Source organism: Paraburkholderia sp. (genome assembly GCF_047605525.1).
In the GTDB taxonomy this organism is placed as follows: domain Bacteria; phylum Pseudomonadota; class Gammaproteobacteria; order Burkholderiales; family Burkholderiaceae; genus Paraburkholderia.
The window spans coordinates 240,925-252,321 of sequence record NZ_JASGFN010000008.1 but is presented as its reverse complement, the minus strand read 5'-3'; the positions used below and the strand labels follow the sequence as shown (position 1 = coordinate 252,321).

General features: G+C 68.8%; 3 protein-coding genes. All 3 read right to left on the bottom strand.

Features of this window, described 5'->3' with window-relative positions; translation table 11 throughout:
* Window position 1: 1 nt before the first annotated feature.
* The gene (locus QM685_RS14265; RefSeq protein WP_415116928.1) at window positions 2-8,458 is read right to left on the bottom strand and encodes an amino acid adenylation domain-containing protein; all 8,457 of its coding nucleotides are present in this window, start codon (window positions 8,456-8,458) and stop codon (window positions 2-4) included.
* An 84-nt stretch (window positions 8,459-8,542) separates the two neighbouring features.
* Window positions 8,543-9,619, bottom strand: a complete 1,077-nt coding sequence (locus tag QM685_RS14260) for a YqcI/YcgG family protein (protein WP_415116926.1) — start codon at window positions 9,617-9,619, stop codon at window positions 8,543-8,545.
* 166 nt (window positions 9,620-9,785) lie between these two features.
* Window positions 9,786-11,216, bottom strand: coding sequence for a peptide synthetase (locus tag QM685_RS14255; protein ID WP_415116924.1), 1,431 nt, complete (start codon window positions 11,214-11,216; stop codon window positions 9,786-9,788).
* Window positions 11,217-11,397 lie beyond the last annotated feature (181 nt).

Here is an 11,397-nt window from a genome sequence, read left to right as displayed (position 1 = left end):
CTCAAAGCGTATCCATAAAGAGATCGAGGCTGCGCAGCGCGTCGTCCGACGGCTGTGCGTCGCGTGCCCGCGCGATGGCGGCGGCCTGCGCGGCGAGACTCGGCGCATTGAACAGCGCCGCGAGCGGCAGGCTCGCGCCCAGTTCGAGGCCGATCCGCGCGTTCAGCCGCACCGCGAGCAGCGAATGGCCGCCCAGATCGAAGAAATCGTCATTGCGTCCAATCCGCTCGACACCGAGCAGCGCCGACCAGATCGCCGCGAGTTCCGTCTCGACGCCGTCTCGCGGCGCTTCCCAATGCGTGTCGCCGGTTGCATCGGCGGCCTCGGCGGCCGGCGGCGGCAATGCGTTCCGATCGACCTTGCCGTTCGCGTTCAGCGGCAACGCGTCGAGCGGCACGATGCGCCACGGCACCATGTAGTCCGGCAACTGCCGCGCGACGCGCGCGCGCAACGCGGCGGCGTCCCGCGCATCGCCGTCGCCCGTCACGTAGGCAATGAGCCGCGCGTCGCGCGCGATCACGACCGCCTCGCGCACGCCCGGCTGCGCGGTCAGCGCGGCCTCGATTTCGCCGAGTTCGATACGCAGGCCGCGAATCTTGACCTGATGGTCGAGGCGGCCCAGATAGTCGAGCGCACCGTCTTCGCGCCAGCGCACGAGATCGCCGGTGCGGTACAGGCGCGCGCCGGCCTCGGTTGCGAACGGGTCCGGCACGAAGCGTTCGGCCGTCAATCCCGCGCGGCCCAGATAACCGCGCGCGAGTCCCGCGCCGCCCAGATACAGCTCGCCCGGCACGCCCGGCGGCACCGGCGTCATCCGCGCGTCGAGCACCCATGTTTGGGTCGCCGCGATCGGCCGGCCGATCGGCACCGGACGCCCCGGTTCGTCGACACAGGTCCACGCGGTGACGTCGATCGCGGCCTCGGTCGGCCCGTACAGGTTGTGCAGCGCGACCGACGGCAACACCTCGGCGGCCCGCTCGCGCAAATCGGCAGGCAGCGCCTCACCGCTGCATACGATCCGCGCGAGCGTCTCGCCGCACCCAGCCGCGGCCCCGCTCGCGATAAACGCCTGCAGCATCGACGGCACGAAATGCAGCGTGCTGACCGCATGGCGGCGGATCGTCGCGGCCAGCGACGCGGGATCGCGATGCGCGTCGGGCGCGGCGATCGCGAGCCGCGCGCCGACCATCAGCGGCCAGAAGAACTCCCACACCGACACGTCGAAGCTGAACGGCGTCTTTTGCAGCACCGTTTCGCCGCGCCGCAGGCCGTATTCGCGCTGCATCCATTCGAGCCGGTTCCACAGCGCGTCGTGCCGGTTACCGACGCCTTTCGGCCGCCCGGTCGAGCCCGACGTGTAGATCACGTAGGCGAGGTTCGCGCCGTGGAGCGCGGCGCCGGGATTGTCGGCGCGCTGACCGGTGGTATCGATCGTGTCGAGATCGAAACGCGGCACGCCGTCGACTGCCGGCAGCGTCACATCGCGCTGGCACAACAGCAGGTCCGGCTTGCTGTCGCCGATCATGTACGCGAGCCGTTCGGCCGGATACGACGGATCGAGCGGCACATAGGCGGCGCCTGCCTTGACGATCGCATACAGCGCGACGACGAGCTCGAATGAACGCACCGCCGCGATGCCGACGCGCGATTCGACGCCGACGCCCTGCGCGCGCAGCCAGTGCGCGAGGCGGTTCGCGCGGGCGTTCAGGTCGCCGTAGCTGATCGTCGCGTCGCCGAACAGCAGCGCATCGTCGTTCGGATGCGTGGCGGCATGACGCTCGAACGCGCGGAACACCGGCTCGTAACCGGAATAGCTCGTCGGGTTTACGCTCCAGCGCGACAAGGTCGCCGCTTCCGCAGCGTCGACCAGTTCGATCGCGCCGATGCGCCGGTCGAGCGGCGCCTCGTCCGCATACGCGGCGAGCATGCGCTGATAGTGCCGCGCGACGCGCGCGATCGTCGCCTCGCTGAACAGCTCGCGCGCATAGGTCCATTCGACCGACAACGCGCCGTCGGCTTCATCGCGGGTATCGAGCAGCAGCTCGAACTGCGCCATCGGCGCGGGCAGCCGGTACGGTTCGATCGACAGATCCGGCAGTTGCTTCAGCACGCGCCAATCGCTGCGCTGATGGTTGAACATCACCTGGAACAGCGGTGTATGGCTGAGACTGCGCTCGGGGCGCAGCGCGTCGACCAGCACGTCGAACGGCAGATCCTGATGCGCCTGCGCGCCCACCGTCGCCTCACGCGTCTGCTCGAGCAGCGCCCCCAGCGTCGCCTCGCCGTCGACCCGCGCGCGCAGCACCTGCGTGTTGACGAAAAAACCGATCAGCGGCTCCGTCTCCACACGATGACGGTTCGCCACCGGCACGCCCACGCGGATGTCCTCCTGCCCCGTGTAGCGATGCAGCAGCGCCTGGAACGCCGCGAGCAGCACCATGAACGGCGTCGCCGAACTCGCCTGCGCGCGCGCCCTGAGTGCCTGCGCCAACCCGGTGGGCAGGCTCATCCAGTAACGCGCGGCGTGATACGACGCGTGCGCCCGGCGTGGCGCATCGACCGGCAGCGCGAGCACCGGCTGCGCTTCGCCGAGCGCGGCGCGCCAGTACGCAAGCTGTCGGTCCTTCTCGCCCGCTTCGAGCCATTCGCGCTGCCACGCCGCATAGTCCGCGTATTGCACGGCAAGCGCGGGCAGCGTCAACGGTTCGTTCAGCACCGCCGCGCGGTAATGCGCGACCAGCTCTTCGAGCAGCACCTGCACCGACCAGCCGTCCGACACGATATGGTGCATCGCCAGCACGAGCAGGCTGCGCCGCGTGTCGGCTTGATCGCGATAGAGCGCGGCGCGCAGCAACGGTCCTCGGGCGAGATCGAACGGCTCGTTCGCGAGCGCGCGCGCGGCTTCGTCGATCCGCGTTTCCGGCAACGATGCTTCGCGCCAGTCGAGCGCAGCCTGCGCGTCGATCCACTGCTCGACCTCGCCCGCGTCGTTCGCGACGAAGCGCGTGCGCAGCACTTCGTGACGCGCGACGATCGCCTCGAAGCTCGCGCGCAACGCCGCCGCATCGACAATGCCATCCAGCCACAGCCCACCTGCCACGTGATACGCGCTGCCTTGCGGCGACAGTTGCCACAGGAACCACTGCCGCTGCTGCGCATACGACGCGGGCGTGCGCATACGCCGCGCATCCGGCAGACGCGCAATCGGCGTCTGCGTGGCGGCCTGCGGCTGCTGTGCGCCGGACGCGGAAGACGCCTGCTCGATCCGCTGTGCCAGTTGCGCGAGCGTGAGCCGCTGGAATAGCTGCTTCGGCGTGATCGACAGCCTGGCCTTGCGCGCTTTGGCGACCACCTTCAGTCCGAGAATCGAATCGCCACCCGCTTCGAAGAAGTTGCAATCACGGCCAATCGATTCCGCCCGCAGGCCGATCACGTCGGCCCAGATTTGCGCAAGCGCGATTTCCGTCGCGGTGCGCGGCGCGTCGGCATCGTTCGTCGAAGCACTCGCGACAGCGGACGCGGCAGGCAGCGACGCGCGCAATGCCGCACGGTCCAGCTTGCCGTTCGCATTCAACGGCAGCGCGGCGAGCGTCACCACGTCGGCGGGCACCATGTAGTCGGGCAGCCACGCGGACACGCGCTCCTTCACCGTGTCCGCGGCGATTTCGCCCACGACGAACGCCGCCAGCCGCGTACCCGACGCGCCGTCGTGCGCGAGCACCGCCGCGTCGCGCAGCCCCTCGACCCGGCGCAGCGCACGTTCGACTTCGGCGGGTTCGACGCGATAGCCGCGTACCTTCACCTGATCGTCCGCGCGGCCGAGGTAGTCGAGCAATCCGTCGGGACCGATCCGCGCACGGTCGCCGGTGCGATACAGGCGCTCGCCCGCGGTGAACGGGTCCGGCACGAAGCGTTCGGCGCTCAGGCCCGCGCGGCCGTGATAACCGCGCGCGACGCCCGGACCGCCCACGTACAGCTCGCCGGCAGTCCCGGTCGCGACCGGCGCCAGTGTGTCGTCGAGCAGATGAATGCGCAGGTTCGGCAACGCGGTGCCGAGCGGCAGATCGCGATGCGCGTCGAGCGTCGCGCGCAACTCGTGCATCGCGACGCCCACCGTGGTTTCAGTCGGCCCGTAGTGATTGAAAATCCGGCACGACGGTTCGAGCGCGCGCAGCCGGTCGAGCAATGCGGCCGAGGTCGCCTCGCCGCCGACGATCAGCGCATCGGCGGGCAGCACGTCGCGCGCTTGCGCGGCGGCGAGCAGCGCCGACAGATGGCTCGGCACGATCTTCAGCACGCCGACCCGGTGCACGGCCATGTACTGCGCGAACTGGTCGGGATTGAACGCGAGCTCGGAGCCGAGCAGATGCAGCGTGCGCGCGGAGCACAACGCGCCGAACAGCACCGTGTGGCCGAGGTCGGCCGCGGGCGTCGATACCATCGCGAACGATGCGTGCGCGTCGACGTTCAGCGTTTCCAGCATGCCCTGCACGTAGTTGGCGAGCGCGCGATGCGTGACGACGACGCCCTTCGGCTCGCCCGTCGAGCCGGACGTGTAGATCATGTACGCGGCCTGATCCGGATGGACGATGCGCGTCGCGCGCGGCGTCACGTCGCCGGCTGCCGCCGCGGCGGGAATGTCTTCAGGCGCGAAGCGTATGGCGAGCGGCGCCGCGCGCGCGGTATCGAGCCCGGCAGGCAACGGCGCCGCGTGCAGCACGACAAGCGCGCCGCAATCGCGAAGCTGTGCGCCGAGCCGCGCGACGGGCGCGTGCGGATCGAGCGGCACCCACGTCGCGCCCGCTTTCAGCGCGGCGAGCATGCCGAGCACGTGCTCGATCGAACGCTCGGCCAGCACGCCGACGCGCGCTTCGCGCACCGCATCACGCGCGATCAGTTGCGCGGCCAGTGCGCTCGCTGCCGCGTCGAGTTCGGCAAACGTCGCGCGGCGCGTGCCGTCATGCAATGCAATCCTGTCGGGGTGGCGCGCCACGCTCGCTTGCCATAGCGTCAACACGTTCGGCGCGGTGTCGCGCGGCGGCCGTGCTTCGGCGTCGCCGGTGTCGTGCGCGATGTCGCGCAGGTGGCGCTCGAGCGGCCATGCCGGTTCGTCGACGAGCCGCGCGGCCAGCGCCGCGAATACGCGCGCCAGACGCGAGATGAACGCAGCGTCGAACACCGCGTCGTCGTAGGCGATCAGGAAGTCGATATGCTCGCCCGTGTCGGTGAAATCGACCGCGAGGTCGAAATGCGGCGCATCGTTCAGCAGCACGCGCAACGACGCGTCGAGCGGCGCGAATAGCTGCGCGTCGAACGGGCGCTGCTCGGTCAGCTTGACCTGGAACAGCACGTCACCGGCCTTCGCGCGATTCGGCAGCAACTCGCTGACCAGACGGTCGAACGGCACGTCCTGATGTTCATGCGCGGCGAGCACCGTTTCGCGCACCGCATCGATAAGCGCATCGAAGTCGCGATCCTTCGCGACGCGCGTGCGCAGCACCTGCATGTTGATGAAGTAGCCGACCAGATCGTGCGCTTCGGGCCGCTTGCGCAGCGACACCGGCGCGCCAACGCGAATATCGTTCTTGCCGCTCAGGCCATGCAGCACGACGTTAAAAACGCCCAGCACGGCCATGAACAACGACGCGCGATGCGCGGCCGCGAAGCGCCGCAGCCGCGCGGCCACAGCGGACGGCAACGCGAACGATTCGCTGCGCTGACGGCCCGTGCGGGATGCATCGGCAGCCGGGAAAAGACGGGCCGCCGCCGCGGCGTCGCCGTCGGACGCGAGTTGCGCGCGCCAATAGCCGAGCTGATGCGCGAGCGTGGCGGCGTCGAGCGTCGCGCGTTCCGATGCCGCGTGGTCCGCATACTGCAACGGACGCGGCGCGTCAGCCTGTAATGCCGGTCCGGTCACGGCGCCGCCCGCGTTGCGGCACGCGTCATAAGCGCGGGCCAGCGACGCCAGCAGCACGTTGACCGACCAACCGTCCGCGACGATGTGATGCAACGCCAGCAACAGACGATGCTCGCGCGCGCCGATGCCGACCAGATGCGCGCGGATCAGCGGTCCGCGTTCGAGGTCGAACGGCTCGCGCGCGACACGTTCGATCAGCGCGTCGAGCACCGCCCGGTGCGCTGCTTCCGGTATCGAATCGAGACGCGTCAGTTCGAGACGGACAGCGAGCGTGTCGTCGATCACCTGCAACGGCTCGCCTTCGTCGTCCAGCACGAAGCGCGCGCGCAGGATGTCGTGCTGCTGCATGACGACGTCGAACGCGCGTTGTAGCGCGGGCACGTCGAGTGCGCCGTTCAGGCGCAATTCGCCGCTCAGGTTGTACGCGGCGCTCGCGGGATCGTGATGCCATGTCAGCCACAGACCGCGTTGCGCGTCCGATGCGCGCGAGTTCAGCCGTTCGGCGTCGGGCAGCCGGGCCATCTGCGGCAGTGCCGGCGCCGGGCCGCGCGCGATCCGCTCGCTGACGCGGGCCGCCGCGTCGCGCAATAGCGGCGCCGCGAAGACGTCGCGCGGCGTGAAATCGATCGACCAGCGCGCCCGGATCGCGGCGGCGAGTTGCACCGCCGCGAGCGAGTTGCCGCCGTGCGCAAAAAAGTTGCTGTCGGCTTGCGGCGTGCCGCCGTTGGGCAACGCGTCGCGCCATAGCGCCGCGAGTGTCTGTTCGATGCCGGACAGCGGCTCGGCCGCCGTATTCGGCTCGCGTTGTTGTTCCGCATCGTCCGCATCGATGCGGCGACCGGGCGCGAACATCGCATACGCGTCGAGCGAACGCTGTTGCCAGCCGCGCACGCACGCCGCGCGCTGTACCTTGCCGCTCGACGTCTTCGGCAAGCCGCCCGGATTGAGCAGCACGACGGCGCTCGCCGGCTCGCCGCAACTCGTCGCGACGGTCTCGCTCAGCGCGGCGGCAATATCTTCCGGCGCGATCAGCTTGCGCACGTTGCGCGACACTTCGGCCGCGATGCCGATGCCTTCCTGTCCGTCGATCTCGACCGCGAACGCCGCGACGCGGCCGCGTCGCACGACCTCGACTTCGCGTTCGATCGCGAGCTCCAGATCCTGCGGATACAGATTGCGCCCGCGCACGATCAGCAGATCCTTGATCCGGCCCGCGACGAACAGCTCGCCTGCATGGATGAAGCCGAGGTCGCCGGTGCGCAGCCATGTCGCGCCAGCGCGCTCGACGAAGCTCGCCGCGCTCGCGTCGGCGCGCCGCCAGTAGCCGGCCGCGACGCTCGGACCGCTCACGCAGATTTCGCCGAGCCGGCCGTCATCGAGCACCACACCGCTTTCGCGGTCGACGATCTGGACCGTGTGTCCGCTCGCCGGCTTGCCGCACGACACGAGCGCGGTCGATGGCGCTTCGTCTGTGCCGGGGCGCGCGTTCCCGCTTTCCAGCGCGGCGCTCGCGAATGCCGGCGCATGCGCGCCCGCGCCGCGCGTGACGCCGGTCACGTACAGCGTGGCCTCGGCAAGCCCGTAACACGGAAACACCGCGTTCGCATCGAAGCGCGCCGGCACGAAGCGTTCGACGAAGGCGTCGAGCGTCGCCTTGCGCACGGGCTCCGAACCGGAGAACGCGACCCGCCAGCTCGACAGATCGAGCGCGGCTCGCTGGTCGTCGCTGACGCGGTCCGCGCAGAGCCGGTACGCGAAATCGGGACCGCCGGAAATCGTGCCGCGATGCCGCGCAATCGCGTCGAGCCAGCGTACCGGCCGCTCCAGAAAATACTGCGGCGACATCAGCACGAGCGGAATGCCGCTGAACACCGGCTGCGACAGCGTGCCGATCAGGCCCATGTCGTGATAGAGCGGCAGCCAGCTGACGAACACGTCGTCGCCGGTGACGCCGAGCCCTTCGCGGATCGCCACCTCGTTCGCCCACAGGCTGCCGTGCGTGACCATCACGCCCTTCGGCGCCGACGTCGAGCCCGACGTGTACTGCAGGAATGCAATATCCGAGGGCGCGGCGCGATACGGCTCGAAAACGCTCGTATCGTTTACCGCGTCGAGAGAGTCCATCGTCACGCGCGACGCATGCGGCGCGATCGCGGCGAACGCATCGCCGAGTCTGTCTTCGAGCGCGCGCGTGGTGACGATGAAGCGCGCGTCCGCGTCGGCGGCGATCGACTGCAACCGCTCGAGATGCTGCCCGCGCAGCGACTCCGGCGGATAGGCCGGCACCGCGATCGCGCCCGCGTATAGACAGCCGAAGAATGCGGCCACGTAGTCGATGCCGCTATCCATCATCAGCAGCACGCGCTCGCCTTCCGCCCAGCCGTTCGCGCCGCGCAGCCGCGTCGCGAGCGCCGCCGCGCGGCGATCCAGTTCCGCATAGCCATAGCGCGTGTCGCCGCTCGCGTCGACCGTCACCAGGGCGGTGTCCAGCGCACGCGACGCGGCCAGCGCGCGCAACTGCTCAATCATGTTTTCAGCCATATCACCATCTCGTCTGCGCGCAGCGCCTGTGCGGATCCCCGGATTCCCGGACCCGTTTACGCGCTCACGCCGGATCATTCGGGGTCACTCTTCCTCGTACTCGCGAAGCGCGCTGTCGCCATGTGGCGTGAAACGGCGTTCGACTGCGTGCGACCCCGGACGCGGGGTGAACGGCTTGTCGTTCGGCGCGAGCGGACGCTGTTGCCACCATGTGTGGCGCTCCTGCGAATCGTGCGCGGGCGCGCTGCCTTGCAACGGCGCGGCGGTGGCCATCGCGGGCTCCGCGTGTTCGCGCTGGGCGGCTTCCTGTCTAGCGATGCGCTGCCGTTTCAGGAAGGGGCAGCGATCGTCGGCGGGGACGTTGGCGTCGTCGAGAAAGTACTGCTTCCATTCGAGATTGCCCGGATCGCCAAAGAATCCGAGGTCCGGATGCGCCGGGATCTCGTCCCATGTCTCGAGGCGCTTGCGTACCTGGTTGCGCGCTTCGCGGCCGATCACCTTGTTCGTGATCGTGTCGACGAACACGCTGCGCGGCTGGAACAGCAACACCATGCCGGGGCCGAGATTGCGGCTGTGGCGCGCGCGAAACGACGGGCATGCGCACACCACGAAAGTCTCCACGCCGGCAAACGAAAATTCCCAGTCCTCGCTCGACGGCTCGGGCTGATCGTCCGCGCGCGGATCGGGATCGACATCGTGCAGATGCTGCAGGATCTTCCAGAACAGCGCGTGATACGCGTCGTGCGAGAGCGGCTCGGCGTCGGGCTCGAAAAAGATCGCGATGTTGTTCTTGCGATATTGCGGCAGCGACACGAGCCGTGCGAACGTCTCCATCGTGGCGGCGAGCGTGCTGATGTCCTTGCCGTTCACGTACGAATAGAACATTTCGCCGCGCTTCTCGGCCATCGTGCCGAAAAAACATGGATAGGCGGGGTGCATCACCTGCGCGCGCAAGGTCTGGTAGGACGCGTCGAGCCACGCGGGCGGCTCCACGTCCGCGCCCGTGGCGCGGCCCGCGATGATGCGGCTTTTCCAGTCGCCCGGATCGAAACCCGCGCCCGCCGGCGCCGTTTCGCCGGCGGCGCCCGGCGCGCGCTGCCCTGTCGTTGCGGTGTCGGCGCTCTGCGGTTCGTCGCCCACCGTTCCCTCGTTTGCTCGCATCTTCGATATCCTCGTTCGTCGCACGCTCGCTCGCGTCATGCGAGCGAACGCAGCAAGCCGCATAGACCGGCGGCTTGCGGGTGAAAGCGGTTTGACGTGGGGAACAGGCGTCCTGTACCGGACGCTCTGGGACGGCTGGTCGCGGCGCGCGGCGCCGCGACGACGTTCAGGCCGCGGCCTTCGCGTCGAGTTCGGCGACGAGCGCCCGAACCCAATCGTCGGGAATGATCGGCTGGTGATAAGTGCATTCGCCCGACATCACCGTCGAGCCATGCAGGCGTCCATCGGGAATCAGCACCATGTCGCCTTCGTTCATCTTCAGTTGCATGCCGACGTTGCCCCAGAACAGCATCTCGCCTTCCTGAATGGTCACGAGCCGGTGGTCGTTGTGCACGTGCGTGGTCGAGCACATTTCGTGCGGCTCGACGAAGGTTTCACGGTCGATGTCCGGGCATTCGGCGTCGATCCGCGTGCTGATCCGATGCGCGAACGCGACGTAGTGACGGATCGACGACAGCCACAGCAACTGTTCGCCGAGGTCCCAGCGCGCGCGTTCGCACAGCCGTTCGCCGGCGGCCATGCCCTGGATGGTCTGCGCCTGCGCGGCCGGACCGAACGCCGCGCCGATCGACTGCAACGCCGAGTCGAAACGCTCGGCGAGCGCCGCCTGGCGCTGCCGGGCGTCGTCGGCGCCACGTCTGGCCGGATTCAGATGCGCGCAGGCGCGCTCCAGCGCCGTGCTGAACGCGAGCGATTCGGCCGCGGCGGCGAACGCGGCGCCCGCCAGACCGAACGCACGATCCGGGCGGCGCGCGAGCGCATACAGCAGATTGCACTTCGCCATGCTGGTCGGCAGATAGAACTGCCAGTAAGCGTGCTGCCGACGCGTTACGCCGACCGATGCCGCGACCCGCTGACAGAGCGCCGCGTCGTCCGGCGGAGTGTCGAGCGGAGCGCGCAGGTCATCGGCAAGCATGTCCAGCAGTCCGCTCGCGGCCGCGCGTGCCAGCGCGCGGTGCTTCGATGGCGCGAGCGCCCAGCGCTGGACCATGATGAAGCGCAGGCCTTCTTCCAGATAGTCGTTGCGCAGCAGGCGCGCAAACGTTTGATCCCAGAAAGCTGCTTCGTCATCGACGATGCGTGCCAGGCGTTCGGCCGCGCTAGCCGCGTCGGACGGCAACGGCTGGTTCTGCGACAGGTACTCGAATGCATAGGCCTCGAGAAACGGCGCGATCTGGGCGCCCAGCACCTGCACGTCGTCGCGATAGAAACCGGTGAAGTGTGCCCATTCGTTCGCGTCGGCGTTGCGCGGCAGACGCGCCGTGCCCAGTTCGTAGATCGACAGCAACGTGCGGTTCGACGCGAGCGCCGGCAGGCGGCTCACGTTGTGCATGCGAACCGGCTTCGCAAACTTCAGGAACCCGAAGTCCTCCGGACGCAGCGGACGGCGGTGATAGTCGTCGTCGAGAAGCAATTCGCTGACTTCCGCGCTGCGAAAAGGCTGCGCGGCGGCAAATTGCCTGATGAGGTCGACATAGCGTTCGCTTTGACCGACGAAGGGCGAAAAATCAAACAGCGAAGACGTGGATTGCGTCATGGCGATATTCCTGCGACTGACTCGATGGGAGGGCCGGCGCGGCCATACTGGAACCGGGACGAAACTGGCCAGGGGCGGTTGTCGAAGCGGCCTGCGTACTGCTCGCCCCGGCCAGCGCCGGATGGCGAAACACTCAGCGATACGAACTGAACGCTGTCGCGCTCACGAAATGGGAATGAGA